The sequence below is a fragment of the Tepidiphilus sp. J10 genome (genome assembly GCF_006980785.1).
GTDB lineage: Bacteria > Pseudomonadota > Gammaproteobacteria > Burkholderiales > Rhodocyclaceae > Tepidiphilus > Tepidiphilus olei.
The window spans coordinates 92,915-119,401 of the sequence record NZ_SBHP01000002.1; the positions used below are offsets into that span (position 1 = coordinate 92,915).

Annotated in this window: 27 protein-coding genes; 12 read left to right on the forward strand and 15 right to left on the reverse strand. The window is 65.5% G+C overall.

Annotated elements, in window-relative coordinates:
• Positions 1 to 53: 53 nt before the first annotated feature.
• Together dnaG and rpsU are read right to left on the reverse strand one after the other, a co-directional pair.
• Positions 54 to 1,895: a DNA primase gene (gene dnaG / locus EPD81_RS05070; RefSeq protein ID WP_142804367.1), complete on the reverse strand. Its 1,842-nt coding sequence runs from the start codon at positions 1,893 to 1,895 to the stop codon at positions 54 to 56.
• A 241-nt stretch (positions 1,896 to 2,136) separates the two neighbouring features.
• Positions 2,137 to 2,349, reverse strand: coding sequence for a 30S ribosomal protein S21 (gene rpsU, locus EPD81_RS05075; RefSeq protein ID WP_142804368.1), 213 nt, complete (start codon positions 2,347 to 2,349; stop codon positions 2,137 to 2,139).
• Between the two features lie 128 nt (positions 2,350 to 2,477).
• Here rpsU and tsaD point away from each other — a divergent pair, with 128 nt between their 5' ends.
• Complete coding sequence (gene tsaD / locus EPD81_RS05080) at positions 2,478 to 3,497, forward strand: tRNA (adenosine(37)-N6)-threonylcarbamoyltransferase complex transferase subunit TsaD (protein ID WP_142804369.1); 1,020 nt, start codon at positions 2,478 to 2,480, stop codon at positions 3,495 to 3,497.
• Here the strand turns inward: tsaD and plsY are convergent.
• Entirely contained in the window at positions 3,488 to 4,111 is a 624-nt protein-coding gene (gene plsY, locus EPD81_RS05085; RefSeq protein ID WP_142804370.1) for a glycerol-3-phosphate 1-O-acyltransferase PlsY, read from the reverse strand. The two genes, tsaD and plsY, sit on opposite strands and share 10 nt — an antisense overlap.
• A 213-nt stretch (positions 4,112 to 4,324) precedes the next feature.
• On the opposite strand from plsY, the gene folB reads away from it, so the two are divergent.
• Entirely contained in the window at positions 4,325 to 4,720 is a 396-nt protein-coding gene (folB, locus tag EPD81_RS05090) for a dihydroneopterin aldolase (protein WP_142804371.1), read from the forward strand.
• A gap of 126 nt (positions 4,721 to 4,846) precedes the next feature.
• Here the strand turns inward: folB and EPD81_RS05095 are convergent, their stop codons facing one another.
• From EPD81_RS05095 to leuS, 6 genes are all read right to left on the reverse strand, one after another.
• Entirely contained in the window at positions 4,847 to 5,170 is a 324-nt protein-coding gene (locus EPD81_RS05095; RefSeq protein WP_142804372.1) for an H-NS family nucleoid-associated regulatory protein, read from the reverse strand.
• Positions 5,171 to 5,238: 68 nt separating this feature from the next.
• Complete coding sequence (gene xerD / locus EPD81_RS05100) at positions 5,239 to 6,189, reverse strand: site-specific tyrosine recombinase XerD (protein ID WP_142804373.1); 951 nt, start codon at positions 6,187 to 6,189, stop codon at positions 5,239 to 5,241.
• Positions 6,153 to 7,430 (reverse strand): glutamate-5-semialdehyde dehydrogenase, encoded by a 1,278-nt coding sequence (locus EPD81_RS05105; RefSeq protein ID WP_142804374.1) that lies wholly within the window; start codon positions 7,428 to 7,430, stop codon positions 6,153 to 6,155. Before EPD81_RS05105 ends, xerD begins: the two co-directional genes overlap by 37 nt.
• Before the next feature lie 28 nt (positions 7,431 to 7,458).
• Entirely contained in the window at positions 7,459 to 8,484 is a 1,026-nt protein-coding gene (gene holA, locus EPD81_RS05110) for a DNA polymerase III subunit delta (RefSeq protein ID WP_142804375.1), read from the reverse strand.
• Positions 8,481 to 8,999: an LPS assembly lipoprotein LptE gene (lptE, locus tag EPD81_RS05115; protein ID WP_185955362.1), complete on the reverse strand. Its 519-nt coding sequence runs from the start codon at positions 8,997 to 8,999 to the stop codon at positions 8,481 to 8,483. The genes holA and lptE overlap by 4 nt, the downstream gene beginning before the upstream one ends.
• A gap of 10 nt (positions 9,000 to 9,009) precedes the next feature.
• Positions 9,010 to 11,622, reverse strand: coding sequence for a leucine--tRNA ligase (gene leuS / locus EPD81_RS05120; protein WP_142804377.1), 2,613 nt, complete (start codon positions 11,620 to 11,622; stop codon positions 9,010 to 9,012).
• A gap of 165 nt (positions 11,623 to 11,787) precedes the next feature.
• Here leuS and EPD81_RS05125 point away from each other — a divergent pair, with 165 nt between their 5' ends.
• Entirely contained in the window at positions 11,788 to 12,813 is a 1,026-nt protein-coding gene (locus tag EPD81_RS05125) for a Fe(3+) ABC transporter substrate-binding protein (RefSeq protein WP_142804378.1), read from the forward strand.
• A gap of 54 nt (positions 12,814 to 12,867) precedes the next feature.
• On the opposite strand, the gene EPD81_RS05130 is transcribed toward EPD81_RS05125, so the two are convergent.
• Positions 12,868 to 14,553 carry an iron ABC transporter permease gene (locus EPD81_RS05130; RefSeq protein ID WP_142804379.1) on the reverse strand — a complete coding sequence of 562 codons (1,686 nt, stop codon included), beginning with the start codon at positions 14,551 to 14,553 and terminating at the stop codon, positions 12,868 to 12,870.
• A gap of 127 nt (positions 14,554 to 14,680) precedes the next feature.
• On the opposite strand from EPD81_RS05130, the gene EPD81_RS05135 reads away from it, so the two are divergent.
• Complete coding sequence (locus EPD81_RS05135; RefSeq protein WP_221929225.1) at positions 14,681 to 15,724, forward strand: ABC transporter ATP-binding protein; 1,044 nt, start codon at positions 14,681 to 14,683, stop codon at positions 15,722 to 15,724.
• Between the two features lie 73 nt (positions 15,725 to 15,797).
• Here EPD81_RS05135 and EPD81_RS05140 read toward each other — a convergent pair whose 3' ends face one another.
• On the reverse strand, positions 15,798 to 16,103 hold the full coding sequence (locus EPD81_RS05140; protein ID WP_142804380.1) for a hypothetical protein: 306 nt from the start codon (positions 16,101 to 16,103) through the stop codon (positions 15,798 to 15,800).
• A gap of 286 nt (positions 16,104 to 16,389) precedes the next feature.
• Here EPD81_RS05140 and EPD81_RS05145 point away from each other — a divergent pair, with 286 nt between their 5' ends.
• Positions 16,390 to 18,576: a UvrD-helicase domain-containing protein gene (locus EPD81_RS05145; protein WP_142804381.1), complete on the forward strand. Its 2,187-nt coding sequence runs from the start codon at positions 16,390 to 16,392 to the stop codon at positions 18,574 to 18,576.
• 11 nt (positions 18,577 to 18,587) lie between these two features.
• Here the strand turns inward: EPD81_RS05145 and EPD81_RS05150 are convergent, their stop codons facing one another.
• From EPD81_RS05150 to flgA, 4 genes are all read right to left on the reverse strand, one after another.
• Complete coding sequence (locus EPD81_RS05150) at positions 18,588 to 19,367, reverse strand: ParA family protein (RefSeq protein WP_142804382.1); 780 nt, start codon at positions 19,365 to 19,367, stop codon at positions 18,588 to 18,590.
• Between the two features lie 71 nt (positions 19,368 to 19,438).
• Entirely contained in the window at positions 19,439 to 19,924 is a 486-nt protein-coding gene (locus EPD81_RS05155; protein ID WP_142804383.1) for a flagella synthesis protein FlgN, read from the reverse strand.
• Positions 19,921 to 20,232, reverse strand: a complete 312-nt coding sequence (gene flgM, locus EPD81_RS05160; RefSeq protein ID WP_142804384.1) for a flagellar biosynthesis anti-sigma factor FlgM — start codon at positions 20,230 to 20,232, stop codon at positions 19,921 to 19,923. The genes EPD81_RS05155 and flgM overlap by 4 nt, the downstream gene beginning before the upstream one ends.
• A 121-nt stretch (positions 20,233 to 20,353) precedes the next feature.
• Positions 20,354 to 21,049: a flagellar basal body P-ring formation chaperone FlgA gene (gene flgA, locus EPD81_RS05165; protein ID WP_142804385.1), complete on the reverse strand. Its 696-nt coding sequence runs from the start codon at positions 21,047 to 21,049 to the stop codon at positions 20,354 to 20,356.
• Positions 21,050 to 21,220: 171 nt separating this feature from the next.
• Here flgA and flgB point away from each other — a divergent pair, with 171 nt between their 5' ends.
• The 7 genes from flgB (at position 21,221) to EPD81_RS05200 (ending at position 26,483) form a co-directional block, all read left to right on the forward strand.
• Positions 21,221 to 21,622: a flagellar basal body rod protein FlgB gene (gene flgB / locus EPD81_RS05170; RefSeq protein ID WP_142804386.1), complete on the forward strand. Its 402-nt coding sequence runs from the start codon at positions 21,221 to 21,223 to the stop codon at positions 21,620 to 21,622.
• A 22-nt stretch (positions 21,623 to 21,644) separates the two neighbouring features.
• Positions 21,645 to 22,049 carry a flagellar basal body rod protein FlgC gene (gene flgC, locus EPD81_RS05175; RefSeq protein WP_142804387.1) on the forward strand — a complete coding sequence of 135 codons (405 nt, stop codon included), beginning with the start codon at positions 21,645 to 21,647 and terminating at the stop codon, positions 22,047 to 22,049.
• 58 nt (positions 22,050 to 22,107) lie between these two features.
• Positions 22,108 to 22,785 (forward strand): flagellar hook assembly protein FlgD, encoded by a 678-nt coding sequence (locus tag EPD81_RS05180; RefSeq protein WP_142804388.1) that lies wholly within the window; start codon positions 22,108 to 22,110, stop codon positions 22,783 to 22,785.
• A gap of 14 nt (positions 22,786 to 22,799) precedes the next feature.
• Positions 22,800 to 24,068 (forward strand): flagellar hook protein FlgE, encoded by a 1,269-nt coding sequence (flgE, locus tag EPD81_RS05185; RefSeq protein WP_142804389.1) that lies wholly within the window; start codon positions 22,800 to 22,802, stop codon positions 24,066 to 24,068.
• 25 nt (positions 24,069 to 24,093) lie between these two features.
• Positions 24,094 to 24,837 carry a flagellar basal-body rod protein FlgF gene (flgF, locus tag EPD81_RS05190; protein WP_142804390.1) on the forward strand — a complete coding sequence of 248 codons (744 nt, stop codon included), beginning with the start codon at positions 24,094 to 24,096 and terminating at the stop codon, positions 24,835 to 24,837.
• A 146-nt stretch (positions 24,838 to 24,983) separates the two neighbouring features.
• A complete protein-coding gene (flgG, locus tag EPD81_RS05195) occupies positions 24,984 to 25,766 on the forward strand; it encodes a flagellar basal-body rod protein FlgG (RefSeq protein WP_142804391.1) in 783 nt (260 codons plus the stop codon).
• A gap of 12 nt (positions 25,767 to 25,778) precedes the next feature.
• Positions 25,779 to 26,483: a flagellar basal body L-ring protein FlgH gene (locus EPD81_RS05200; RefSeq protein WP_142804392.1), complete on the forward strand. Its 705-nt coding sequence runs from the start codon at positions 25,779 to 25,781 to the stop codon at positions 26,481 to 26,483.
• Positions 26,484 to 26,487: the final 4 nt, after the last annotated feature.

The window sequence follows — 26,487 nt, forward strand, 5'->3', positions numbered from 1 at the left end:
TGGGCAGGGGGATCGATGCGTCTAGTGGAAACCTGGGAGTGTTCGTCCGGCGCTCAAGGGGGGTGTGAAGTCGCCATGTCGGGCGCGGCTTCGGGTCGGGCGCCGGCAGTCATGAGACGGACCTTTTCGCGGAAAAGTTCGCCGAGGTGCAGGGTTTCCTCGGGCGTGAGCTTGCGCTGGCGGCTCAGGGCGGAGAGGGTGACGATTTCGCGTTCGACGCGGCGTAGCCGCAGGCGTTGGATGATGTCCGAGAGTGTGGTCTCCGGGTCTTCCCAGGGGATCGTTTCCTCGAGGATCGCTGCGGCGTGACGCGCGAGTACCTCGCCATGCTCGCTGCCACGAAAGTGCTCGACGATCATGGCGGCGGTGCTGCGCTCGTCGAGCGTGCCGACGTCGATGGCGTCGATGAGGGCGGCACTGGCGCGCCATTCTGGTTCGGGTTCGTCGAGCGGCAGGAGATCGACGCGGAGTCGGGCGGCGAGCAGCGGGTGCGCGATGAGCAGTCGCAGTAGCAGGGCGGCCAGAGGCAGGGGGGCGCGGCGTCCGGGGTGCCGTGCATGGCGCGTCGTGGAACGAAGCGTGGGGGTGGTGACCATTTCCTGCGCGGGCGGAATCCATTCGTGCAGGGTTTCGATGGCGAGCCCCGTGCGCTCGGCGAGTTCCTTTTCCAGCTGTAGGCGCAGCATGGGGGCGCGCACCTTGGCGATCAGCGGTTTGGCGAGGTGGGCGAGCCGGGCGCGTCCTTCGGCGGTGTGCAGGTCTTCGTCCCGCGTGAGTTCATCGAAGAGGTAAGTGGTGAGCGGCTTGGCCGCGTCGGCGATGAGGGCGCGGAAGGCGTCGGCGCCATGGGCGCGCACGAAGCTGTCGGGGTCGTGCTCGGGTGGGAGGAAGACGAAGCGCAGGCGGCTGTCGTCCTTGAGCGCTTCGAGGGAGTTTTCCAATGCTCGCCAGGCGGCACGGCGGCCGGCCTCGTCGCCGTCGAAGCAGAAGACGATCTGGTCGGTGAGGGCGAGCAGCGTGCGAACGTGCTCGGCGGTGGTGGCGGTGCCCAGCGCCGCAACGGCGTTCGTGAGGCCATGCTGGGCGAGCATGATGACGTCGACGTAGCCTTCGGTGACCAGGGCAAAACCCGCTTCGCGGATACCGTCGCGCGCGAGCGCCAAGCCGTAGAGGGTGCGGCCTTTCTCGAAGAGGGGGGTCTCGGGGGAATTGAGGTACTTGGGTTCGCCGCCGTCGAGGCTGCGTCCGCCGAAGGCGATGATTTTCCCCTGACGGTCGTGGATGGGGAAGATGAGGCGATCGCGGAAGCGGTCGTAGCGCTTGCCGCTTTCGGGGGGGGCGATGACGAGGCCGGCTTTCTCGAGCAGGGGCTCGCCGTAGTGGGGAAAAATGGCGGAGAGGGCTTGCCATTCGGAGGGGGCGTAGCCGAGGCCGAACCGTTCGACGGTGGCGGGCAGGATGCCGCGCTGCTCGAGGTAGGCGCGGGCTTTGGGGCTGCGCTCGAGACTGCGGCGGTAGAAGTCGGCCGCCTTGGCGTGCAGTTCGAGCAGGAGCTGGCGTTCGCTCTTTTGCTGGGCGGCTTCGGCGGCAGAGATCGCTCCCTGGGCCCGGGGGACTTTGAGCCCCGTTTCGGCGGCGAGCGCTTCCACGGCGTCGACGAAACCCAGCCCTTCGTACTCCATGAGAAAGGTGATGGCGGTGCCGTGGGCGCCGCAGCCGAAGCAGTGATAGAACTGCTTGGCGGGGGAGACGGAGAAGGAGGGGGTCTTCTCGCCATGGAAGGGACAGCAGGCGAAGTAGTTGGCGCCGGATTTCTTGAGCTTGAGCCGCTTTCCGACGACGTCGACCAGGTCGACGCGGGCGAGCAATTCGTCGATGAAGTCGTGCGGGATCATGGCCAAAGGGCCAGGAGATCACGGTGGACGAGCTGTCCTGGAGGGACGGCCGTTGACCTGCCTTGGAGCCTCGCCGCAGGAACTGGCAGAGAGGAGTGGGCGCGACGGGCGAACGTAGGCTCACCGACGCAGAATGGCGATCCGCGACCGCGTGCTGGGTCTTCGAGGAATCCCTGCTGCAAGGAGTACGGGGTCACGGCATGAAGGGGAAGGGACGACGATATGCCGCCCCATACCGGGATCAGTACAACTTGGGCGGCAGCATCTGGCTGCGCAGGCGTTTCTGGTAGCGCTTGATGGCGGCAGCGCGCTTGCGCTTGCGCTCGGCGGTGGGCTTTTCGTAGAACTCCCGCTTGCGCAGCTCGGTGAGGATACCGGCTTTCTCGACGGTGCGCTTGAACCGGCGCACGGCGACTTCGACGGGTTCGTTTTCCTTGACACGGATACCGGGCATTTCGATCCTCGATGCGAATGAATGATGCGAAAACATGAATTATAGAGGTTGACGGAATGGCTGACAAGGTAATTTTCGCGCACGAGGCGAACGACGGTACAATTTCCGCTTTTGCGTGAGGATCGAGCGTGCATATCCTCGGGATCGAATCTTCGTGCGACGAGACGGGCGTGGCGCTCTACGATACGTCGCGCGGGTTGCTCGCGCATCGCTTGCACACGCAGGCACGAATGCATGCCACCTATGGTGGCGTGGTGCCGGAGTTGGCTTCGCGCGACCACGTGCGCCGCTTGCCGGCGTTGGTGCGCGAGGTGATGTCGGAAGGGGCGAGGGACTGGACGGAGCTCGACGTCGTCGCGTACACGGCGGGGCCAGGGCTGGCAGGCGCTTTGCTGGTGGGAGCGAGCTTCGCCGAGAGTCTGGCGTTGGCGCTGGATCGACCGACTTTGCCGGTGCACCACCTCGAAGGGCACCTGCTCTCGCCGCTGCTGGCCGAGCCGCGGCCGGAATTTCCTTTCCTCGCCTTGCTCGTCTCGGGTGGGCATACGCAGTTGATGGCGGTGCGGGCGGTGGGCGATTATCGCCTGTTGGGCGAGACGATCGACGACGCGGCCGGGGAGGCGTTCGACAAGACGGCGAAGCTGCTGGGTCTGGGCTATCCGGGTGGGCCGGCGCTGGCGGCGCTCGCCGAGCAGGGAGATCCCGCGCGCTTTGCCTTGCCGCGTCCCTTGCTGCATGCGCCGACGCTCGATTTCAGCTTCAGCGGCCTGAAGACCGCCGTGGCGCTGAAAGTGGGGGCGCCGGACTGGCGAGCGGAGTATGCGGCTGATCTGGCGGCTTCTTTTCAGCAGGCGGTGGTCGAGGTGCTGGTGGCGAAGACGATGGCGGCGGTGCGTGCCACGGGTCTGCCGCGGGTCGTCGTGGCCGGTGGGGTTGGGGCGAACCGTCGTCTGCGCGAAGCGCTGGCCGAGGCCGGGGCGGAGCAGGGGTTCGCGGTGTTCTACCCGGACGTGGCGCTGTGCACCGACAACGGGGCGATGATCGCTTTCGCGGCGGCACTACGGCTGGAAGCGGGGGCTCGCGTGAAATGGGATCGGCGCATCGAGGTGCATCCTCGGTGGGCGCTGGAAGGATTGCGTCAAGGTTGATCGGCCGGGGGTTTTGGCTGCGGCCGCGCGCGACGGAATTTGGGCTCGGTGCCATTGAGCAGCTGGCGGATGTTCACGCGGTGTCGCCAGAAGAGGACGGCCGACATGGCGCCGATCACGAAGACGACTTCGCGCGTCAGGCCGAGCAGCAGGGCGAGGAAAGGAGCGCCGGCAGCGGCGGTGAGGGCGGCGAGTGACGAGTAGCGGGTGACGAAGGCGACGACGAGCCAAATGCCGGCAACGGCAAGGGCGAGCGTCGGTTGCAGGCCGGCGAGCACGCCAAGGGCCGTGGCTACGCCTTTGCCTCCGCGAAAACGCAGGAAGAGGCTATAGACGTGCCCGAGAAAGGCGGCGAGCCCGGCGAGCGCGGCGGTCGTGGCATCCGCCCCGAGCCGTTGGACGAGCCAGACGGCGAACCAGCCTTTGGCGGCATCGCCCGCGAGCGTGAAGAGGGCCGCGGCTTTGTTTCCCGTGCGCAGCACGTTGGTGGCGCCGGGGTTGCCGGAGCCGTAGGAGCGCGGATCGGGCAGGCGGAAGAGGCGGCTTGCGACGATGGCGAAGGGGATCGAGCCGATCGCGTAGCCGAGCAAGATGAACAGCAGGATCTGGGGCATCGTGCGGTGATCCAGGTAAAAGTATTTTGGGGCAGCTCGAATGACTTACTGCGCGGTGGCGTTTTCCGGTGCTCGGATGCTCGCCTATCTGGGTGATGTGTCTCGCATCCTGTGCTCCGGGCGCCTTGCCCTGCAGCCGCTCGCGACGGTTCTTCGAGCTGCCCCATATTTTAGTTTACTCCAGCTTTGGCCGGAGCGAAGAAGGGAGAAAAAATGGACAGCATCTTCATCGAGGGCTTGCGCGTCGAGGCGCGGGTGGGCGTTTATGCGAGGGAACAGGCGGCGCATCAGACCTTGGTGATCGATTTGCAGCTCGGCTTGGACTCAGAGGCCGGGCGAAGCGATGAATTGGCGACGACGATCGATTACGCCCGGGTGATCGACCGGGTGAAGGCGGAAGTGGAGGGGCAGTATTTCCGCTTGCTCGAGCGCTTGGGGGAGCATCTTGTAGAGATGCTTTTCGCGGAGTTCGAGCCTGCTTGGGTGAGGATGAAAATTGCCAAGGTTGGCGTGCGCGCCGAGGTGAAGAATGTGGGAATCCTGCTCGAACGCCAGCGGGAAAATGGCAAGGGTAAAGCGCAAGAAAGCGCCATTGGGAAGCTCGAATGAACCGCCGCGCAGCCGACTGCACTGCGCGCTTTGGATGTTCGCCTATCCATGAGATAGGCCTGGCACCCTGCGCTCCGAGCGGCTTGCGCTACGGCCGCTCGGCGGGGGCGAGCTTCCCTCGGGCGATCATTTGATCTCGAGTTCTTCGGAAGAGCGGCCGGAATCGGTCCATTCCTTGAACCATTTCGGGGCTCGGCCATGGCCGTTCCAGGTGATGTCGGGATTCGTGGGGTGACGGTATTTCGGCGGTTTCTTGCTCGAATCCCGTTCTCTTTTCTCGCCTTTGAGCAGACCCAGGGCTTCGTCGAGTGAGATGCCCATTTCTTTGGCGAGCTGGGCCACACGGGCTTTGAACTGCGCCCGGGCTTCACGGCGGCGCCGTTCGAATTCGTGTTCGATGTCTTTCTTGAGTTGTTCCAGTTCGTCGATCGTGAGCGAGGTGAGATCCATGATGTTTTTCTAATGGAGTGGAAGAAGTGCTCATTGTAGCCAATTTTTTCTGTTTTGAAACCGTCTTTTTATGCGCGGGGGTGATGGCGGCGATAAAGGGCTTCCAGGCGGGCGCGGGCGATGTGGGTGTAGATTTGCGTGGTGGAAATGTCGGCGTGTCCCAGAAGCAATTGCACGGCGCGAAGGTCGGCGCCGTGATCGAGCAAATGGGTGGCAAAGGCGTGGCGTAAGGTGTGCGGGGAAAGGCGATCGGGAGCGATGCCACAGCGAATGGCATGTTCTTTGATGATCTGCCAGCAGCGTTGCCGCGTCATGGCTTCGCCGCGGCGGTTGAGAAAAAGAGTTTCTTCCCGCTTTCCATTGAGAAGCACGGGGCGCGATTCCTGCCAATAGCGTTCGATCCATGAGGCGGCTTCTTCACCCAGAGGAACGAGCCGCTCTTTGCTGCCTTTGCCGAGCACGCGCAGCCAGCCTTCGTTGCGCTCGATCTGGTGCGTCTGCAAGCCCACGAGTTCGCTCACGCGCAGGCCCGTGGCATAGAGCACTTCGAGCATCGCCTTGTCGCGCAGCCCGAGTGGTGTGGTGACGTCGGGGGCGGCGAGCAGGCGCTCTACGTCCGTTTCGGTGAGCGTCTTGGGGCGGCGCGGTGGCAGCAGCGGGGGCTGCAGGGTGGCGGTGGGATCTCGAGTGATCAGGCCTTCGCGCAGCAGCCAGCGGTAGTAGCGCCGCCAGCTCGCGAGTAGCCGTCGTTGGCTGGTGGCCTTGTTGTGACGGCTGAAATCGGCGAGATAGGAGAGGAGCTCGGCGCCTTGGGCTGCGCGCGGGTCGAGCCCGGCGCGCTGGGCCCAGAGGAAGAATCGGGTGAGGTCGCTGCGGTAGGCGGCGAGTGTGGCCGGCGCGAGCCCTTCTTCGAGCCAAAGAGTCTGCACGAAGGCATCGAGCGAGGCTTCCAGCGCCGGCGCGAGCCGCTCGGCTGCCTCGTTCAGCGTCGGATCTCGCCTTGTCCGAGCACGATCCATTTCTGGCTGGTGAGGCCCTCGAGCCCGACCGGGCCGCGGGCGTGGATCTTGTCGGTGGAGATGCCGATCTCGGCGCCGAGCCCGTATTCGAAACCGTCGGCGAAGCGCGTGGAGGCGTTGACCATCACCGAGGCGGAGTCGACTTCGCGCAGGAATCGCATCGCGGCGCCGTAGTCTTCGGTGAGGATGGCGTCGGTGTGCTTCGAGCCGTAGCGCTCGATGTGCTCGATCGCCTCGTCGAGGTCGGCGACGAGGCGAATGGCGATGATGGGAGCGAGGTATTCTTCGCGCCAGTCGTCTTCGGTGGCGGCTTTGAGCAACTCCGTGGGTAGGCCGTGGCGCTGCAAAAGGGTGAGGGTGCGGGGACAGCAGCGCATCTGGACGCCATGCCCGGCGAACATGCGCCCGATCTCGGGGAGATGGCGTTCGGCCACCGCCTCGTCGATCAGCAGCGTCTCGGCGGCGTTGCATACGCCGTAGCGGTGCGTCTTGGCGTTTTCGACGATGGGCAGCACCTTGGCCGGGTCGGCGGCGGCGTGGATATAGACGTGGCAGTTGCCGTCGAGGTGTTTGATGACCGGCACGCGGGCATCTTTCATCACGGCTTCGATGAGTCCCTTGCCGCCGCGCGGGACGATGACATCGACTACTTCGGGCGAAGCGACGAGGCGGGAGACGAGGGCGCGATCGGTGGTCTCGACGAGCTGCACGGCGGCGAGCGGCAGCCCGGCCGCTTCGAGCCCGGCGCGGATGCAGCGGGCGATCGCCTGGTTGCTCTGCAGGGCTTCTTTGCCGCCGCGCAGGATGGCGGCGTTGCCGGACTTGAGGCACAAGGCGGCGGCATCGGCCGTGACGTTGGGGCGCGCTTCGTAGATGATGCCGATCACGCCCAGGGGCACGCGCATCTTGCCGACCTGGATGCCGCTGGGGCGGCGCTTGACTTCGTCGATCTCGCCCACGGGATCGGGCAGCGCCGCGACCTGGGCTACGCCTTCGGCCATCGTCTCCAGCCCTTTCTCGCTCAGGGTGAGGCGGTCGATGAGCGCAGGGGAGAGTCCCGCCTCGCGGGCGGCGGCGAGATCGGCGGCGTTGGCCGCGAGCACGTCGTCGCGGTGGCGTCGCAGCGCCTCGGCGGCGGCGAGCAGCGCGGCGTTCTTCGCCTGGGTCGAGGCCTTGGCCATGGCGCGGGCGGCTTGGCGGGCGGCACGGCCGAGGTCGGCGAGGTAGCGGTCGAGTTCCATCGGGGCTTACTCCATTGGGCGGATGGGATCAGGCGGCGCGGCCACGGGGCAAAGCCGTGCCCAGCGAGAGGAAGAGTCGTTCGGCCTCTGCGGTGAAATCGCCGGGTTCGGCGCCCTTGGCGATGCGATCGAGCCGGGCACAGGCGGTGAGCGCGGCACGCAGGGGCGGGCAGCGCCGGGCGCTGCGCTCGATCGCGCGTTTTTCTTCGGGGCGGAACACGCGTTCCTGTCGAAAGAAGGCTTCGAGTGGCGCGCGACGGTCGAGCGTTTCCTGGGCCCCGGCGATGAGCCGCAGTGCCGCGGCGATCGCCCAGACGAGGAGCGGCGCAGCGCAGCCCTCGGCGGTGAGGGTACGCAGCAGTCGCAAGGCCCGCACCGCGTCGCCCTCGAGCAGGGCTTGGCGCAGCGCCTCGGGATCGTAGCGGGCGAGATCGAAGACGGCGGTGCACACTTCTTCTTCCGGCAGCGGCCCCTCGGGGAAGAGCAGGGCGAGTTTTTCCAGTTCCTGACGCGCGGCGAGGAGATTTCCTTCCGTGCGTTCGGCGAGCAGGCGCAGCAATTCCGGCGAGGCGCTCTGCCGCTGGCGGGCGAGCCGTTCGCGCCACCACTCGGGAAGCCGCTCGCGCGGCGGGGCGTTCGCTTCCACGACCACGGCGTGCCGCTCGAGAGCGGTGAACCAGGCGCTCTTGCGCGCCTGCCAGTCGAGCTCGCCCAGCGTGACGAGAAGAATCGTCTCAGGCAAGGGGTTTTTCACCCGTTCGCCGAGCCAGGCGGCGCCTTCCGTTCCCGGCTTGCCTTGGGGCAGCCGCAATTCGATGAGCCGGCGGGAGGCGAAGAGCGAAAGGCTGTCGCTTTCCTGGGCGAGGCGTTCCCAGGAAAAACCGGGCTCGACGGTGAAGACGAGTCGCTCGTCGAAGCCGAGCGCACGGGCGCGGGCGCGAACGGCGTCGGTGGCCTCGAGCACGAGGAGCGGCTCGTCGCCGTAGACCGCCCACACGGGCTCCAGCGTTTGGCGTTCGAGGTGGCGGGTGAGCCGTTCGAGCGGTAGTTTCATTTTCGCTTGGCGAGCGTGCGACCGATCATGAGGAACATTTGGTCGACGAGTTGCTGGCGCATGTCGGCGTAGAGCAAGACCTCTTCTTTCTCGCGCGCGGTGACTTCATCGTCGCTGTATCCGTAATCGCGCTCGGCCGTGAGCGTGGTGGCCGGAACGATCTCCTCGCCTTCTTTGTCCAGCGCGCGAAAGCGCAGCTGGGCCCGGATTTGGTATTCGCGCACCTTGCCGTCGGGGGTGAGGGAGAGGATGTCGCGCTCTTCGCGGTACGAGAGGATGTCGAGGCGGATCTCGGCCGCTTCGGTCGGCTCGACCCAGCGTGTTTCACTACCCGAGAGCCGGCGCTCGATCACGCGCCCCAGAGCGCTGTTACGGGCTGTGTTGATGTGCACGGTGGGTGCACCGAGTCCGGCTATGCCCCGTGGCCGAAAACCGCAGCCGGCGAGCAGTGCCCCGGCTGCGGCCGCGAGCAGCAGGCGGCGTCGGTAGGCGGAACGAAGCGTTGGCTCGGCCATCGGGATTTCCTCACACCACGAGATTGACGAGGCGAGCGGGAACGACGACGACGCGCTTGGGCGTGCGTCCATCGAGGTGATGCGCCGCGGCCTGCAGCGCCGCTGCTTCGATCGCCGCCTGGTCGGCTTCGGCAGGCACGACGATCTTGCCGCGGGTCTTGCCGTTCACCTGCAGCACGAGCTCCACTTCGCTGCGCTGCAACGCTGCGGGATCCGGCTCGGGCCAGGGGGCGTCGAGCACGTCTTCGCCGAAGCCGCATTCGCGCCACAAGACGTGCACGAGGTGTGGCGCGATGGGGGCGAGCACGCGCAGCAGGATGGAGAACCCTTCTTCGGCGAGTCGCGCTTGCGCGGCAGGGTCGGCTTCGGGCAGGCGTTCGAGGACGTTCAACATCTTCATCGTGGCCGAGGCGACGGTATTGAGCTGCTGTTTGCCCATGTCGTGGTTGGCCTGCTGCAGGATGGTGTGCAGCTCGCAGCGGGCGGCGGCCAAGGCGGCGGGAAGCGCGCTCACGGCCGGGGCCGAAGCGAGCAGCGGCTGCAGCTCGCGACGGTATTTGTGGCCGAAGGCCCAGACGCGGCGCAGGAAGCGGTGGGCGCCCTCGACGCCGGAGTCGGACCATTCGAGCTGGGCTTCGGGCGGTGCGGCGAAGATGATGAAGAAGCGCGCCGTGTCGGCGCCGTAGCGGTCGATGAGCGCCTGCGGATCGACGCCGTTGTTTTTGGATTTCGACATCTTTTCGATGCCGCCGATCTGCACCGGCTGGCCGTCGGTCTTGAGCCGGGCGGCGACGATGCGCCCCTTGGCGTCGCGCTCCACGAGCACGTCGGCGGGGTTGATCCACTCTTTCCTGCCCTCGGCCGTGAGGCGGTAGTAGGTCTCGGCCACCACCATCCCTTGGGTGAGGAGGCGCGTGAAGGGTTCGGAGAATCCGACGAGTCCGAGGTCGCGCAGCGCCCGGGTGAAGAAACGGGAATAGAGCAGGTGCAGGATGGCGTGCTCGATGCCGCCGATGTACTGATCGACCGGCATCCAGTACTCGACCCGCTCATCGAGCATGGCTTGGTGGTTGTCGGCGCAGCAAAAGCGCAGGAAGTACCAGCTCGATTCGACGAAGGTGTCCATCGTGTCGGTTTCGCGCCGGGCCGGTTTGCCGCAGCGCGGACAGGTGGTCTCGTAGAATTCGGGCATCTGCGCGAGCGGCGAGCCGCGGCCGGTGAGGGCGACGTTCTCCGGCAACACCACCGGCAGCTGTTCGTCGGGCACCGGCACGTCGCCGCAATCGGCGCAATGAACGATGGGGATGGGGCAGCCCCAGTAGCGCTGGCGTGAGATACCCCAGTCGCGCAGCCGGTACTGCACGCGCTTGGCGCCGAGCCCTTTCTCGGCGAGCGCCGCCGTGATCGCTTCCTTGGCTTCTTCCGAGCGCATGCCGGTGTAAGGGCCGGAGGCGACGAGGAGGCCGAGCTCGGCGTACTCTTCGCGCCAGGGGCCGTGCGGGTCGACGTCGAGGTCTTTGCCCGCCGGGCGGATCACCTGCTTGATCGGCAGGCCGTACTTCTGGGCGAAGGCGAAGTCGCGCTCGTCGTGGGCCGGCACGGCCATCACCGCGCCCTCACCGTAGCCCATCAGCACGTAGTTGGCCACCCAGACGGGGAGCTTCTCGCCGGTGAGGGGGTGCCGTACGTAACAACCGGTCGGGCGGCCTTTCTTCTCCATCGTGGCGATCTCGGCTTCGGCCACGGCCCCGCGCCGGCACTCTTCGATGAAGGCGGCCAATTCCGGATCGCGTTGGGCGGCGGCGAGCGCCAGCGGATGTTCGGCGGCCACGGCCACGTAGGTGGCACCATAGAGGGTGTCGACGCGGGTGGTGAAGACGCGCAGGCTGCCGGCTTCGCCGATGCTTTCTTCGTCGTAAGGGAAGACGACTTCGGCCCCTTCCGAACGTCCGATCCAGTTGGCTTGCATGCGCTTGACCTGCTCGGGCCAACCGGGGAGCTCGTTCAAGGCGTCGAGCAGCTCGTCGGCATAGGCGGTGATGCGCATATAGTACATGGGGATTTCGCGCTTCTCCACCAGCGCCCCGGAACGCCATCCTCGCCCGTCGATCACCTGCTCGTTGGCGAGCACGGTCTGGTCGACCGGATCCCAGTTCACCAGTCCGAGCTTGCGATAGATGAGGCCCTTTTCATACAGGCGCCGGAAGACCCACTGTTCCCAGCGGTAGTACTCGGGGCGGCAGGTGGCGAACTCGCGCGACCAGTCGATGCCGAAACCCAGCCGCTGCAGCTGGCGCTTCATGTAGGCGATGTTGCTGTAGGTCCACTGGGCCGGCGGGATGCCGTTCTGGATGGCGGCGTTTTCGGCCGGCATGCCGAAGGCGTCCCAGCCCATGGGCTGGAGCACGTTTTCGCCGCGCATGCGGTGGTAGCGGGCGAGCACGTCGCCGATGGAGTAGTTGCGCACGTGCCCCATGTGCAGTTTCCCCGAAGGGTAGGGGAACATGGACAGGCAATAGTACTTCGGGCGCGAGGGGTCTTCGACCGCCTTGAAACTCTGGTGTTCGTCCCAGTAGTGCTGAGCTGCACGCTCGACGGCCAACGGATCGTATTTTTCTTGCATGATGGGATGGTAGGTGGCGCGAACGAAAAGAGAAGTATAGCCGGTTTGATGGAGGCGGGGCAAAGAGCGGGGAGTCGCCGCGGGGTGCACGGCGCTTGCGTCGAGTGACTTCGTGTATAATGAAAAAGATAGTAATTATCATTTCTTGTCGATCGAGGAGGTCCCATGAAACGAACGTTCGCAACGGTGGCGGTGCTGGCGGCAGCCTTGTTCGCTCCAGCGCTGAAGGCCCAGGAACCGGTGGTCAACGTCTACTCGACGCGGCACTACCCCACCGACACCCGTCTCTACGAAAACTTCACGGCCGTCACCGGGATCAAGGTGAATCTGATCGAGGGGCAGGAAGATCCGCTCATCGAGCGCATCCGGGCCGAGGGGGAGAACAGCCCGGCCGACGTGCTCATCACGGTCGATGCGGGGCGGCTGTGGCGCGCCGAGCAGATGGGGCTGTTCGAGCCGATCCGCTCGGAGCTGCTGGAGGCGAGAATCCCGGCGCATTTCCGTCATCCGGAAGGGAAATGGTTCGGGTTTTCCTATCGCGCTCGCGTCATCGTCTACAACAAGGCGGCGGTGTCGCGCGACGAGATCAAAGGTTACGCCGACCTGGCCGACCCCAAATGGAAAGGACGCGTGTGCGTGCGCTCTTCGGGAAATGTGTACAACTTGTCCTTGCTCGCGGCGCTCATCGAGCACTGGGGTGAGGAAAAGGCACGTGCCTGGGCGCAGGGGGTGAAGGACAATCTCGCCCGTCCACCTCAGGGGTCGGATACCGACCAAATCAAGGCAGTGGCCGCCGGCGAGTGTGACGTGGCGCTGGTGAACCACTATTACTATGTGCGGCTCCTGGCTTCCGACAAACCCGGGGACCTGAACGTGGTGCGCAAAGTGGCGCTGGTGTGGCCGGACCAGGACGGGAACGGCACCCACGTGAATATCTCCGGAGCAGGCATGGTGCGCACCGCGCCGCACAAAGAAGCCGCGATCCGTTTCCTCGAGTATCTGGCGAGCGAGGAAGCGCAGGTTTATTTCGCGGTGGGCAACAACGAATGGCCTACGGTGCCCGACGTGGCCTATCGCAACCGCGTGCTCGCGTCGCTGGGCGAATTCAAGATCGATCCCTTGCCGGTGGAGGTGCTGGGTAAGAACCAGCCTCTGGCACAGAGAATTTTCGACGAGGTGGGTTGGCGCTGAGGGCGAGCTCTACCGTCGTTCGCGAAACGCCCGGTCTGGAATCCGGGCGTTTTTTCATGCCGCGCCCGGGGCGGGATCGACCCGGCGCAGAGGCTTTTTCCCGGGCGCGGGCGCTTGCCCATGACGGGTGATCTGCCGCGCCACCAGCAGCACCGGCCCGAGAGCGACGAGTACGAGGGTGAGCGAGGGCAGTCCTAGTTCGGCCAGGCGCTCGTCGGCCGCCAGGGTATGGACCCGAGTGGCGAGCGTGTCGAAGTTGAATGGGCGCATCACCAGCGTGGCCGGTAGTTCCTTCATCACGTCGACGAAGACGAGCAGGGCTGCGGTCAAGAGACTCTTCGTCAGCAGCGGCGCGTGGATGCAGGCGAGGGTGCGCCACAGGCCGCTGCCGAGTGTGCGCGCGGCTTCGTCCATCGCTCGAGGAATCTTCGCGAGCCCCGCTTCCACCGTATGCAGTGCCGTGCTGAGGAAACGAACCAGATAAGCATAGACGAGGCCGGCGAGACTGCCGGTGAGGAGTAGCCCCGGTGAGAGGCCGAAGGTCTGGTGCAGCCAGGTGGCGATCAGATTGTCGAGTGCGGCTGCCGGCAAGAGCACGCCGACGGCGATGACCACTCCCGGCAGGGCATAGCCCAGCCCCACGAGCCGGTTGAGCAGGCGCGCCAGCGGCGACGGTTTCAGCCGCGCGTGGTAAGCGAACAGGAGCGCCAGCACTACGGCAAGGAGCGCGGTCATGGTGGCGAGCTGGAGGCTATTGCCGGCGGCGCGCCAGAAACGCGGGTCGACGGCCACGGACGGTTCCTGCAGGCTCATCGCCAGCAAGAGGATCGCGGGCAGCAGAAAGCCCAGCACCACCGGCAGAGCGCAGACGCAGGCGGCCAGGGCGGCGCGCCAGCCGACGAGCCGCGTGCGCGGCGCGGCGGCGTGCGCTCTGCCACCGTCGAACTTCGCCCGCCGTCGGCTTGCCTGCTCGAGCCACAGCAAGAGGAGCACGAAACCGACGAGCGTCGAGGCGAGCTGGGCCGCCGCCACCCGGTCCCCCAGTGAATACCACGTGCGGAAAATACCCGTGGTGAAGGTCGGGATGCCGAAATAGGCCACGGTGCCGTAATCGGCGAGCGCTTCCATGAGCGCGAGCGCCGTGCCGGCGGCGATCGCCGGACGGGCGAGCGGCAGACTCACCCGCCAAAAAGTGCGCCAGGGAGAGGCTCCGAGCGTACGGGCGGCTTCGAGCATGGCCGGGCTGCGTTCGAGGAACGCTGTGCGTGCGAGCAGGTAGACATAAGGGTAGAGCGCCAGCACGAGAATGGTCACGGCGCCGCCGAGCGAGCGGATGGGCGGAAACCAGTAATCGCGTACGCTCCAGCCGGTGAGTTCGCGCAACGCACTTTGTAGGGGGCCGCTCACCTGGAGAAAATCGGTGTAGGCGTAGGCCATCACATAAGCCGGCATGGCGAACGGCAGGATCAGCGCCCACTCCAGCAGGCGACGTCCCGGGAACTCGTGCGTGGCGGTGAGCCAGGCGCAGCTCACGCCGATGACGGTCGTACCCAGCGCCACGCCCAGCGCGATCCAGGCAGTATTGGCGAGGTAGTCCGGCAGCACCGTGCGCACGAGATGGGCCCAGACGTCGCCGGTGCTCGGCTGTAGCAGCTGCAGGAGCACGCTGAGAAGCGGCACCACGGCGAGCAAGGCCAGTAGGGTGACGAGCAGGGTGGAGAGGGAAAGAGACCGAGGCATGAGCACCGCATGAGGAGGGGAAATGGGGGGCACCTCGATCGACCTGCTGCGCGGCTGCATGGCGACTTTTCGAGGTGCTCATATTATAATGAGAATCGATAATTTTTTATCCCAGGAAACGGCATTGGTGTCCAAGGCGCTCGAAATCCTCGGTTTGCATCATGCTTACGGCGCGCATGTCGTGGTACGCGACTTGTCGCTCTCCCTGGCGCCCGGGGAGATCGGCGCCCTGCTCGGCGCGAGCGGCTGCGGCAAGACGACGGTGCTGCGCTGCGTGGCCGGGTTCGAAGCCCCTCAGCGAGGCGAGATCCGCATCGACGAGCAGACCGTGACGCGACCCGGACTGGTCGTGCCGCCAGAGCGACGGCGCATCGGTATGGTTTTCCAAGATCACGCCCTATTTCCACACCTCACCATCGCCCAGAACGTCGCCTTTGGTCTGCGGGGCTTGGATCGACGGGCGCGGGCGAACCGAGTGGCGGAGATGCTGGACGTGGTGGGCTTGAGCACCTTGGCCGATGCCTGGCCCCATCAGCTCTCGGGCGGTCAGCGGCAGCGAGCGGCGCTTGCCCGGGCCTTGGCGCCGCAGCCGGCGTTGCTGCTGCTCGACGAACCCTTTTCCAGCCTCGACGAGGCATTACGCGCGCGCTTGGCGCATGAGGTGCGCGCCTTGCTGCGCGATCGTGGCATGACGGCGCTGGTGGTGACGCACGATCAGCACGAGGCGTTCGCCATGGCCGACGCCGTCGGCCTGATGCACGAAGGGCGTATCGAGCAATGGGGGAGCCCCGAGGCGCTTTATCGTGCGCCGGCTACCCGATACGCCGCGAGCTTCGTCGGTGAAGGCGTTTTCCTGCGCGGACGGGTTTCCGAGGGGGGGGAAGTCGAAACCGCTCTGGGCCGTTTACCGGTGCGCTTCGCAGGGGACGGCCGTGTCGAGCCGGGGGCGAGCGTCGAGGTGCTGCTGCGTCCGGAGGACGTGCGCCTCGAAGCGGTCGCCACCGTGCAGGCGTGCGTGGTGGATGTCCTGTTCCGAGGGGCGCAGTGCCGGCTTACGCTGCGGCTGGATTCCGGCGAGGAAGTGTTCGCCTTGGCCCACGAGGTGCCGCTTTTGGGAGAGAGGGTGGGCGTGTCGGTGCGGCCGGGGGATTTCCCCGCTTTCGCCGAATGAAAGGCGCAAAAAAACGCCCGCACTGGGCGGGCGTAACTCCATCGAGATGGAGAGGGAGGGAGACAAGATTCGATCAGGCGGCGCGGCTGCGTTCGAGCATTTTTTCGCTGGCGCGCAGCAGGTCGGTGGCGGCGCGCAGTGGCATGGTCATCAGGCGATGCTGTAGGCGCAACCAGGAAGTGATCGGGTGCAGACGATGCGATTCGGCTTCAGCGAGCCGATGGAATTCGTTCCAGGCGGTTTGCCAGTAGAGCGAGGAGCCGATATAGCCGGTGGCCAAGGTGGCACGGCGCAGGGCCTCAGCCCATAGCGCTTGGGCACGCGCTTCAGGCAGGCCATATTGTTTGGCGAACCAGGGTAGAAGTTTGGGCGCTTTCATCTCGAGTTCCTTGTCGCTTCGTGGGCGACGGTTGCGTTGGGCGGCATGTTGTGCCGCAACACAGGATTTCATTATCGTGGTCCGAACGTTGGAATGCAAGTAGGACTTACTTTTTGTTGCAGCCATACAACGTTTCGTATTTTTCGGTTAAATCGACGCCGAATGTCGCGACGTTTTGCGAATTTGATGCTGCACTGCAGCAAAAGTTCCGCTGACCTGCTCCTCGACGGCGGAGGGTACAATCGGGGGCGAGAGATCACACCGGCACGAAGCCGGAGGACGCACGATGCACGAGGTCTTGCAGGGACTCAATCCAGAACAGCGCGCGGCGGTGACCCTGCCGCCGCAGCACGCCCTCATCCTGGCCGGTGCTGGCTCGGGAAAAACGCGCGTGCTCACGAGCCGTATCGCCTGGCTGCTGGAGACGGGTGAGGCGGGGCCGCACGAGATCATGGCGGTGACCTTCACCAACAAGGCGGCGCGCGAAATGGCCTCGCGCCTGTCAGGGCTCTTGCCCGAGGCGCTGCGCCCGAGCCTGCGCCGCATGTGGGTGGGGACCTTCCACGCGCTGGCGAACCGCCTGCTGCGCATCCATCACGAGGCGGCCGGTTTGCCGCAAATGTTCCAAATCCTCGATACGGCCGACCAACTTTCGGCCATCAAGCGCCTGCTCAAGCGGCTCAACGTCTCCGAGCAGACGGCGCCGCCGCGCGAGCTGCTTTCCTTCATCAACGCGCACAAGGAGCAGGGACTGCGCCCGGACAAGGTGGCAGCCGAGTCGCGCCGCGCCGAGCGGTTTTTGCCGCTGTGGCAGGAGTACGAGGCGCAGTGCCAGCGCGAAGGGGTGGTGGATTTCGCCGAATTGCTCCTGCGCAGCGACGAGCTGCTCGCGCGCGACGAGGCGCTGCGGGCGCATTACCGCGCGCGCTTCCGGCACGTGCTGGTCGACGAATTCCAGGACACGAACGCGCTGCAATACCGCTGGCTGCAGCGCTTCGCCGCCGATCCGGTCACGGGCGAAGCCGGGGCCTTCCTCTTTTGCGTAGGCGACGACGACCAGTCGATCTACGGCTTTCGCGGGGCGCTCGCGCGCAACCTGATGCGCTTCGAGCAGGAATTCCGCGTGCAGGCGGTGATCCGCCTGGAGCGCAACTACCGCTCGCACGGCAACATCCTTGCGGCGGCCAACGCCATCATCGCCCACAACCGCGAGCGTCTGGGCAAGAACCTGTGGACCGAGGCGGGCGAGGGTGAGCCGATCCGCGTGTTTCAGGCCCCCGACGACGGCGCCGAGGCCCGTTTCGTGGCCGAGGAGATCGGCAATCTGCTGCGCGAGGGCGTCTCGGCCGAGCAGATCGCCGTGCTCTATCGGGCGAACGCCCAGTCGCGTGCGCTGGAACACGCGCTCCTTGCCGCCGGGATTCCCTATCGCGTCCATGGCGGACAGCGGTTCTTCGACCGCGCCGAGATCAAGCACGCGCTCGCCTACCTGAGGTTGCTGTTGCTGCCCGACGACGAGACGGCCTTCCTGCGGGTGGTGAACTTCCCGCCGCGCGGCATCGGGGCGCGCACGCTGGAGGCGCTGGCGGCACAGCGCGACGAGGAAACCGGCATCAGCGCGGCGGCCACGCGCATCACCGGCCGGGCGGGAGCGGCTTTGCAGGGATTCCTTCAGCTGCTCGAGCGCCTGCGCGAACAGACGCGCGAGTCGCCATTGCCTGAGCTCGTCGAGCGGGTGATCGGCGGCTCGGGGTTGCGCACGCACTACGCCGCCGAGCGCGACGGGAGCGACCGGTTGGAGAACCTCGACGAACTCGTGAGCGCGGCGAGCGATTTCGTCGCCCAGATGGCGAGCGAGGGGATCGAGGCGCAGGGACACGAGATGCTCGCCCTCTTCCTGCAACACGCCGCGCTCGAATCCGGCGAACAGCAGGCCGAGGCGGGCCGGGCAGCGGTGCAGCTGATGACGGTGCACGCCTCCAAGGGGCTGGAGTTCGACGTCGTCTTCCTCACCGGGCTTGAGGAAGGGCTCTTTCCCCATCAGAACAGCCTGTACGCCGACGGCGGGGTGGAAGAGGAGCGGCGGCTGATGTACGTGGCGGTGACCCGGGCACGCCAGCGCCTTTATCTCTCCTGGGCCGACATCCGCATGCTGCACGGGCAGACCGAATACCATCAACCCTCGCGTTTTCTCGAGGAGATCCCGGCGGAGCTCTTGCTGTGGCTCAACGCCAGGCGTCGTGAGCAGAAAGTGCTCCAGCCCACGCCATCGCGCGCTTCCGCTCCGGCGCCGGCGACGACGGCAGGCAACGGCTGGCGCAGCGGCGAGCGGGTGCGCCATCCGCGCTTCGGCGAGGGGGTGATTCTGGCGGTGGAAGGCGCCGGGGCGCACGCGCAGGCGAGCGTGCGCTTCGGTCCCGAGGTGGGCATCAAGCGGCTGTTGTTGTCGGTGGCGCCGCTCGAGCGGCTCTAGGCAGCGTTTCTCTAGCCGGCGGTGCGCGCTTCGATCGCCTCGAAGAGGGCGGCGAATTCCTGTGCCAGCCGATGGCCGGGTTCGAGCGCGACGAGCGGCAAGCTCTTCTGGTGCGACTCTTTTACCTTGACCGAACTCGAGAGATAGGGCGAGAGCACGGGCAAACCTTGGGCCGCGAGTTCGTCCACCGCCTGTCGTGGCAAGGTGGCGCGACTCTGGAACTGGTTGACCACGATGCCTGCCAGTTGCAGTTCGGGGTTGTGGTCGGCGCGGACCTCCTCGAGCGTTTCGAGGAGTTGCAAGAGAGCTCGGCGGGCGAATTCGTCGCAGTCGTAGGGGATGAGGCACCAGCGGGCGGCGATGAGCGCCGAGCGGGTGTAGAAATTGAGCGCTGGCGGCGTGTCGATGTAGATGCGGTCGAACTGCGCCGCGAGCTCGCGCAGGGCCTCGCGCAGCTTGAAGATTTTGTAGCGGGATTCGAGCTTGCCCTGGAGTTCTTCGAGCGCCCCGTGACCGGCGAGCAGGGCGAGATTCTCGTGCGCCGTGGGCAAGACGAATTCCTCGGTGCTCCTCGGGTTGAGCTTGAAGTTGAGCGTCTGGTCGAAAAACTCGGCAAGCGTCGGTTCGGCGGTTTCCGCGGTTTCGCCCAGCAGGTAGCGCGTGGTGTTCGCCTGCGGGTCGAGATCGACCACGAGGGTGCGCAGCCCGCGTCGGGCGGCGATGGCGGCGAGATTGACGGTGATGGTGGACTTGCCCACCCCGCCTTTTTGGTTGAAGACGACGGTGATCATTACGCGAGGCTCCGGCGATCGGCCAACGGGTTGCATTGTGGCAGAAAATGCCCGTTTCGACGACGGGGCGTTCAGGCCGACCCCAACGGACGGCGGGTGGCGGTACGAAAGCGCGTGGTGCCGAGCGCGTCGTAGGTGGTGAGGCGCTCCTGGGCGCCGAGGAGCACGTCGAGCGCCTGCTGATTGACCGCCAGCCGCTCGCGGATGAAGGTGCCGTTTTCGAGGTTGGCGCGCCGGCAGCGTTCGGCCAGCGTTCGGATGCGTTCCCACACGGGGGCGAGCGAGGGCTCCTGCATCCATTGCTGGAGCACGGCGGCGGCCTCCTGCTCGGTTTTGCCGGCGCTTTTTGCTGCCAGCAGCAGTTTCTGCCGGCTGCAGTTCTGCAAGGATTCGGTAATCTCGTTCTTACGCTCCACGCTCGAGGCGATCGCCTCGACTTCACCTGCGAGCAGGGCTCGGCGCTCCTCTTCGAGTACGGCGAGGAAACGCTCGAGCGCACGCTCTTCTTGCGCGAGCAGTTGGGAGAGCAGGGCGAGGGCGGTGGGAGAGAGGCTCATCGGTTCTCTAGGATGAGGAAATCGCGTACGCCGGCAAGCAGGCCGTCGGCGATGCGCTCGGGGTCTATGTGAAAGCGCCCGTCGCGGATTGCCTGGGATATTTCCTGGACGCGGGTGGCGTCGATTTCGGCAGTGGTTTCCATCGCACGTTCTCCCTGCGCCAGCAAATCCGCCAGGCGTGAAACGGCCACCGAGTCGTTCGTGCTGCCAGCACGCGGCGTGGCAGAGGGCGCATGGCCGCCGGCAGGGCTCGGCCTCAGGGCTTCCGCCCCTCCCGTCACGGGCGGCGTGGGGGTTCCGATCTTCATCGCCTTTCCTCTTTGAATCCGGTGCGTCGATGGGGGAGGTAACGGCAAGTCATGAGAAAACTTTAGCATTTTCCGCACAGAATCGCACGATGCCGCCGTACGGTGGATGATGCTCGCCACCCTAAGGGCCGAGCGCTACCGAGCCATCTGGTTGGGCTTGACCCGAGACGACGCGCCCACCCTCGAGCCGCACCCGCACCGTCTCGCCCGGGGCGGCGCGATTGAGCGCCTTGCCGCGATTCTCCACCACGAAGCCCGGGCCAGTGGCGCGGACGACGACGTCCATTCCCGGCGAGACGACGTCGGGCAACACGATCTGGCTCTGGCGCAGGGGTTGGCCGGCCGCGAGGCTGCCGCGCAGGCGTGCGCCCACCACGCGGGAGGCATCGAGCACCACGTCTTCCGGCAGCGCCGTGAGTTCTCCTTCTTCACGGCGCAGATCGTCGGGCGAGAGGATCTGCCCCGCGCGCAGCGGCCGGGCGCTCTGGTAATAAGCGCCAAACACCGCGACCCGGGCGGTGAGATAAGCCGTCCAGGGGGCAGGATCGGTGCAGCGCACGCCCACCGCCACCCGTCCCCACAGCCGCACGTTCTCCGGCACGAAGGCCTGCAGCTGGCGGCAGGGAGGGAGCTGATTGTAGGGGTCGAACGGATCGACCTCGATCTGCACCCGCCCCGGCAGCCCCGCCGTCGCCTGCTGCAGGAAAGCCCGTACGGTCTGCTCCACTGCCTGCGGCTCCTGGCGCGCTTCGGCCGCAAGGCTACACAGCCCGAGGGCGAAGGAAAAGAAAAAGGCGAAAAGGCGGACGGCGTTCATGGGCCGAAGTTCTAACACGGATCGGCAAGCCCGGCAATCCTTGCCGGCAGGCAAGCGCGAATTTGCCGGGAAGAATCCCGCATGTTCCGTCCTTTGCCTTGACGGGCAGGGACTTATCCTGTCAGGCATGGAAAGTGCTCATTACCCGTCGTCCCAAACCGGAGGATGACCATGTTGGAAAAACTCGAACAAGCCCTCGCTTTTCAGCGCCATGCGCTCGAAGTGCAAGCCCGCAGGCAGCAGCTCATCGCCTCGAACATCGCCAACGCCGACACGCCCGGTTACAAGGCGCGCGACCTCGATTTCCGCGCCGCCCTCACCCAGGCCCAGTCGAGCCGCAGCGCCCCGGGGCTCAAGAAAACCGACCCCAAGCACCTCTCGGCCGGGGGCGAGGATCCGCTTACCGAATACGAGGGCTACCGCACCGAAGTGCAGTCGTCCGTCGACGGCAACACCGTCGACATGGACCAGGAACGCACGGCCTTCGCCGAGACGGCGTTTCACTACGAGGCGAGTCTCAATTTCATCAACCGGCTGCTCAAAGGGATGCGCACCGCCATCACCGGGCAGTGAGTGACAGGGCAGGGAGATCGTCATGGCAATGCTCGACGTGTTCAAGGTGGCGGGCTCGGCGCTCACGGCGCAGTCGGTTCGCCTCAACACCACCGCCTCCAACCTCGCCAACGCCGAGAGCGTCGTCGGCCCCGACGGCCAGCCCTACCGCGCCAAGCAGGTGGTCTTCCGCACCATCCCCATCCGTGACGGCGAGGCCCAGGGCGTGCAGGTGAGCCAGATCGTGCAAAGCGCCGCCCCGATGCGTCTCGTCTATGAACCCAATAACCCGGCGGCCGATGAGAACGGCTATGTGCAGATGCCCAACGTGAACGTGGTCGAGGAGATGGTCAACATGATCTCCGCCTCGCGCTCGTACCAGAACAACGTTGAGGTCATCAATACGGCACGAAGTTTGCTACAGAAAACCCTGACGATCGGGCAGTGAGTGGGGTGCGGGTTACGGCACCGTCGCCGATCGATGACGAACCCACCGGAGACGGACGATGAGCACGATCAATTCTTCTACCGCCACCACGGCGAATTCCATCCTGGCGCAATACGGCCAGCGCGAGACGAGCAAGAGCGTAACGGCCGGTGCCGTCGAGGACATGCAGAACCGCTTCCTCACGCTCCTGACCACCCAGCTCAAGAACCAGGATCCCCTGAACCCCATGGACAACGCCGAGGTGACCTCACAGCTGGCGCAGATGAGCACGGTGCAGGGCATCGAGAAACTCAACCAGCTCGTTTCGGAGCTCGCAGGCACGGCGCAGATGACCGACATGGCGTCGCTCGTGGGGCGCGGGGTGCTGGTGGCCGGCAACCAGATCATGCTCACGAATTCAGGAGGCATCGCCGGGGTGGATTTGCCCCTGGCGGCGAGCAGTGTCAAGGTGACGATTACGGATCAGGCCGGAGTGCTCGTGCGCACGCTCGATTTGGGATCGCTCGACGCCGGTAGCCACAATTTCGTCTGGGATGGCAAGGCCGACGACGGACAAACCGCCCAGCCCGGCATTTACAAGATCAAGGTCGAGGCCAAGAACGGCAGCGACACGGTCAATGCCAGGCCGCTGCAGCTCGGCCAGGTCACTGGCGTGGTCAAGGGCCCCAAGAGTATCGACCTCCAGGTGGGTGATCTGGGTATCTTTACCCTCGACGAGGTCAAGCAGATCATCTGACAAAGGAGAAAATCATGGCATTCCAACAAGGCTTGAGCGGCCTATCCAGCTCCTCGCAGGCGCTCGACGTCATCAGCCACAACGTGGCCAACGCCAACACCAGCGGCTTCAAGGCGAGCCAGACGGTGTTCGCCGACGTCTATTCCTCCACGCTCGGCGCCGATCCGTACAAACAGGTGGGCAGCGGCTCGCGCGTGGCCGCCGTACGGCAGAATTTCAGCCAGGGCAGCATCACCGAGACGGGCAATTCGCTCGACATGGCGATCAACGGCGATGGCTTCTTCATGGTGAAGCGCCCCGTGCTGGGCGACAACCAGACGTTCTACACCCGTGCCGGGGAGTTCCAGCTCGACAAGGACGGCTACGTGACCACGGCCACGGGTTACCAGCTGCTCGGCTATCCCGGTACCGCTGGGGCCGGGGATGCGGTACCGATCAAGGTGCCCTACGATACCGGGACGCCGAAGGAAACTTCGACCGTCAGCATGACGTTCAATCTGGATGCCAACCAGTCGGTCATGACTGGAACATTCGACCCCAATGATCCCAAAACCTATAATTTTTCTACGACGGTCGTGACCTATGACTCGCTTGGGATTGCGCATAATTTGAATTTGTATTTTGTGAGAACGGCTTCGGGAAACCCATCGACTTGGGATGTGTACGGTGCCCTTTCTGGTGATACGGTAACGGATCCTTCGCTCACTCCGCCGGGGACGCCAGCATCGCTGGGGACTTTGACATTCGATGCATCGGGGGCATTGACCGGCGGGTCACCTTTGTCTTTTGGCGGCATTACATTGGCCAACGGCGCAACGATTGGTGGACCTGTGGGAGCAAGCGATGGCACGATCGATATCAATTTAACAGCGACCCAATTCGCCCTCGCATCTTCCGTGAATACCATCAGCCAGGATGGCGTTCCCGCTGGGGAGCTGGCGGGTGTATCGGTGATGCCTACCGGTCAGATCCAGGCGCGGTATACCAACGGTAACGTGATCACGGTGGGGACGGTGGCGATCGCTGCCTTCCGCAATCCGAATGGCTTGGTGTCGATGGGCGACAACCTGTGGATTGCCTCGCTCGAATCGGGGCCGGGTGTGGCGGGAACGCCCGGCGCGGGCACGCGTGGCTTCATCAGCGGCGGTGCGGTCGAAGCCTCCAACGTCGATCTCACCGCCGAGCTGGTCAACATGATCGTGCAGCAGCGCGCCTATCAGGCGAACGCCCAGTCGATCCGCACGCAGGATCAGATCCTGCAGACCATCATCAATCTGCGCTGATACCCGGCGCTGAAGGAGGACCGCGATGGATCGCATGCTCTACATCGCCATGACCGGCGCGAAGTACACCCTGGAGCAGCAAGGGGCGGTGGCGAACAACCTCGCCAACGTGGATACCGCCGGGTTCAAGGAGGCGATGCACCGGCTGCGCGCGGTCGAGGTGCAGACCGAGGCGCTGCCCTCGCGCGCCTTCACGGTGGATGCCACCGTGGCGACCAACTTCGAATCCGGCCCGCTCGATTACACCGGGCGGCCGCTCGACGTGGCGATCGCAGGCCCTGGCTGGTTCGCCGTGCAGACGCCCGACGGCGGCGAAGCCTACACGCGCGCCGGCAATTTCCAATTGAGCCCCAACGGCATCCTGCAGTTGCCCGGCGGCCAGCCGGTGCTCGGCGAGAATGATCAGCCGATCGCGCTGCCGCCGGATCGGGAGTTTCTCGTGGGCCAGGACGGAACGATCTCGGCCATGGACCCGGCCGACACCCAGGTCGTGGAAGTCGTGGGGCGGCTCAAGCTGGTCAATCCCCCGGTGGAGAACCTGCAGCGCGGAGACGACGGACTCTTCCGCCTGCAGGGCGGAGGAGGATCGCCTCCCGATCCCAACGTGGCGGTGAAAGCCGGCTACGTGGAGAAATCGAACGTCTCGCTCGTCGATCAGATGGTGCGCATGATCGCTCTCTCGCGCCAGTTCGAAATGAACACCAAGGCGATCACCACCGCCCAGGAGAACGACGCCCGGGCCTCGGCCATCCTCTCGCCGGCGCGCTGAGGGAGCAGCCGGCGGAAATGAGGCGGCAAAACGCCGGTTTTCCAGCGACGAGCAGCGAGGCGGCGGACGTAAGATGAAATCATGCAACGTAGCAACCGCGCCGCTCCGTTTCCCTCGACCGTGGCGGCGCCCATAGGAGAACGATCATGATCCGTTCGCTCTGGATCGCCCGCACGGGGCTCGACGCACAGCAGACCCAGCTCGACGTCATCTCGAACAACCTCGCCAACGTATCGACCAACGGTTTCAAGCGCCAGCGTGCCGTGTTCGAGGATCTGCTCTATCAGACGCTGCGTCAACCGGGCGCGCAGCAGACGCAGCAAAACCAGATCGGCAGCGGCCTGCAGATGGGCACCGGCGTGCGCCCCGTGGCCACGGCGCGCATCTTCACTCAGGGAACGCTGCAACAGACGGGCAACCCGCTCGACATCGGCATCCAGGGGCGAGGCTTCTTTCAGATCGAAATGCCCGACGGCACCCTCGCTTACACGCGGGACGGATCCTTTCAGCTCGACAATCAGGGGAACGTGGTCACCGCCTCGGGCTATCCGCTGGCCGATGCGATCAACATTCCCCCGGACGCCCTCTCCGTGACTATTGGCAAGGACGGCGTGGTGAGCGTGCTGCAGCCAGGGGCGGTCGCGCCGGTACAGGTGGGGCAGATCCAGCTCGTCACCTTCGTCAATGAAGGCGGCCTGCAGGCGCTGGGCGAGAACCTCTTCGCCGAGACGCAGTCGAGCGGCCCGCCGGCGGTGAACATTCCCGGCAACAACGGCGCCGGCGTGCTCAATCAGGGCTACGTGGAAAACTCGAACGTCAACGTGGCCGAGGAACTGGTGAGCATGATCATCACCCAGCGCGCCTACGAGCTCAATTCCAAGGCCGTGCAGACCTCGGATCAGATGCTGGGGCGTCTGACCCAGCTGTAAGGGGGAATGGCCATGAGACGGCGAACCGCGACCTTGCGCGCCCCGTTCGAGCGCGCCAACCCGTGGCTGCTGCTCGGAGTGCTCGTGCTGTCGGGCTGTGCGGCGCTCGACACCACGCCGCCTGCCATCGTGCATCAACCGATGACGGCGCGTCCGGCGCCTCAGTCCGCGCCGCCCAACAACGGCGCCATCTATCAGGCAAGCGCCGTGCGTCCGCTCTTCGAGGATCGCAAACCGCGCTACGTGGGCGACACGCTCACCATCAACCTCGTCGAGAATACCTCGGCAAGGAAGAACACCGGGGCCAATGCCAGCCGGAACATCAATTCGGAAGCCGGTATCAGCGGAATGACGCGTCTTCCCTTGTCGGGCCTGGCCGGGCTGAGTCTGAAGGCCGGGTCCGATCAAAGCCTCGAAGCCAAGGGCGGCGCCTCGGCCGACAACAGGTTCCAGGGCACGATCACCGTCACCGTGATCGACGTCTACCCCAACGGCAATCTCCTCGTCTCCGGCGAAAAGCAGCTGGCCATCAATCAGGGGCGGGAGTACATCCGTTTCTCCGGCGTGGTCGATCCGGTGACCATCAGCGGCAGGAACTCGGTCGAATCCACCGCAGTGGCCGATGCGCGCATCGAATACGTCGGCAGCGGCTACATCGACGAGGCGCAACGCATGGGCTGGCTGCAGCGCTTCTTCCTCAACTTCCTGCCGTTCTGAGGAA

What these genes read in the sequence shown, in the direction of transcription:
- dnaG (WP_142804367.1), bottom strand. Translation starts at nt 1,895, where the DNA reads ATGATCCCGCACGACTTCATCGACGAATTGCTCGCCCGCGTCGACCTG.
- rpsU (WP_142804368.1), bottom strand. Translation starts at nt 2,349, where the DNA reads ATGCCCGGTATCCGTGTCAAGGAAAACGAACCCGTCGAAGTCGCCGTG.
- plsY (WP_142804370.1), bottom strand. Translation starts at nt 4,111, where the DNA reads ATGCCCCAGATCCTGCTGTTCATCTTGCTCGGCTACGCGATCGGCTCG.
- folB (WP_142804371.1), top strand. Translation starts at nt 4,325, where the DNA reads ATGGACAGCATCTTCATCGAGGGCTTGCGCGTCGAGGCGCGGGTGGGC.
- EPD81_RS05095 (WP_142804372.1), bottom strand. Translation starts at nt 5,170, where the DNA reads ATGGATCTCACCTCGCTCACGATCGACGAACTGGAACAACTCAAGAAA.
- xerD (WP_142804373.1), bottom strand. Translation starts at nt 6,189, where the DNA reads ATGGATCGTGCTCGGACAAGGCGAGATCCGACGCTGAACGAGGCAGCC.
- EPD81_RS05105 (WP_142804374.1), bottom strand. Translation starts at nt 7,430, where the DNA reads ATGGAACTCGACCGCTACCTCGCCGACCTCGGCCGTGCCGCCCGCCAA.
- holA (WP_142804375.1), bottom strand. Translation starts at nt 8,484, where the DNA reads ATGAAACTACCGCTCGAACGGCTCACCCGCCACCTCGAACGCCAAACG.
- lptE (WP_185955362.1), bottom strand. Translation starts at nt 8,999, where the DNA reads ATGGCCGAGCCAACGCTTCGTTCCGCCTACCGACGCCGCCTGCTGCTC.
- leuS (WP_142804377.1), bottom strand. Translation starts at nt 11,622, where the DNA reads ATGCAAGAAAAATACGATCCGTTGGCCGTCGAGCGTGCAGCTCAGCAC.
- EPD81_RS05125 (WP_142804378.1), top strand. Translation starts at nt 11,788, where the DNA reads ATGAAACGAACGTTCGCAACGGTGGCGGTGCTGGCGGCAGCCTTGTTC.
- EPD81_RS05130 (WP_142804379.1), bottom strand. Translation starts at nt 14,553, where the DNA reads ATGCCTCGGTCTCTTTCCCTCTCCACCCTGCTCGTCACCCTACTGGCC.
- EPD81_RS05140 (WP_142804380.1), bottom strand. Translation starts at nt 16,103, where the DNA reads ATGAAAGCGCCCAAACTTCTACCCTGGTTCGCCAAACAATATGGCCTG.
- EPD81_RS05145 (WP_142804381.1), top strand. Translation starts at nt 16,390, where the DNA reads ATGCACGAGGTCTTGCAGGGACTCAATCCAGAACAGCGCGCGGCGGTG.
- EPD81_RS05150 (WP_142804382.1), bottom strand. Translation starts at nt 19,367, where the DNA reads ATGATCACCGTCGTCTTCAACCAAAAAGGCGGGGTGGGCAAGTCCACC.
- EPD81_RS05155 (WP_142804383.1), bottom strand. Translation starts at nt 19,924, where the DNA reads ATGAGCCTCTCTCCCACCGCCCTCGCCCTGCTCTCCCAACTGCTCGCG.
- flgM (WP_142804384.1), bottom strand. Translation starts at nt 20,232, where the DNA reads ATGAAGATCGGAACCCCCACGCCGCCCGTGACGGGAGGGGCGGAAGCC.
- flgA (WP_142804385.1), bottom strand. Translation starts at nt 21,049, where the DNA reads ATGAACGCCGTCCGCCTTTTCGCCTTTTTCTTTTCCTTCGCCCTCGGG.
- flgB (WP_142804386.1), top strand. Translation starts at nt 21,221, where the DNA reads ATGTTGGAAAAACTCGAACAAGCCCTCGCTTTTCAGCGCCATGCGCTC.
- flgC (WP_142804387.1), top strand. Translation starts at nt 21,645, where the DNA reads ATGGCAATGCTCGACGTGTTCAAGGTGGCGGGCTCGGCGCTCACGGCG.
- EPD81_RS05180 (WP_142804388.1), top strand. Translation starts at nt 22,108, where the DNA reads ATGAGCACGATCAATTCTTCTACCGCCACCACGGCGAATTCCATCCTG.
- flgE (WP_142804389.1), top strand. Translation starts at nt 22,800, where the DNA reads ATGGCATTCCAACAAGGCTTGAGCGGCCTATCCAGCTCCTCGCAGGCG.
- flgF (WP_142804390.1), top strand. Translation starts at nt 24,094, where the DNA reads ATGGATCGCATGCTCTACATCGCCATGACCGGCGCGAAGTACACCCTG.
- flgG (WP_142804391.1), top strand. Translation starts at nt 24,984, where the DNA reads ATGATCCGTTCGCTCTGGATCGCCCGCACGGGGCTCGACGCACAGCAG.
- EPD81_RS05200 (WP_142804392.1), top strand. Translation starts at nt 25,779, where the DNA reads ATGAGACGGCGAACCGCGACCTTGCGCGCCCCGTTCGAGCGCGCCAAC.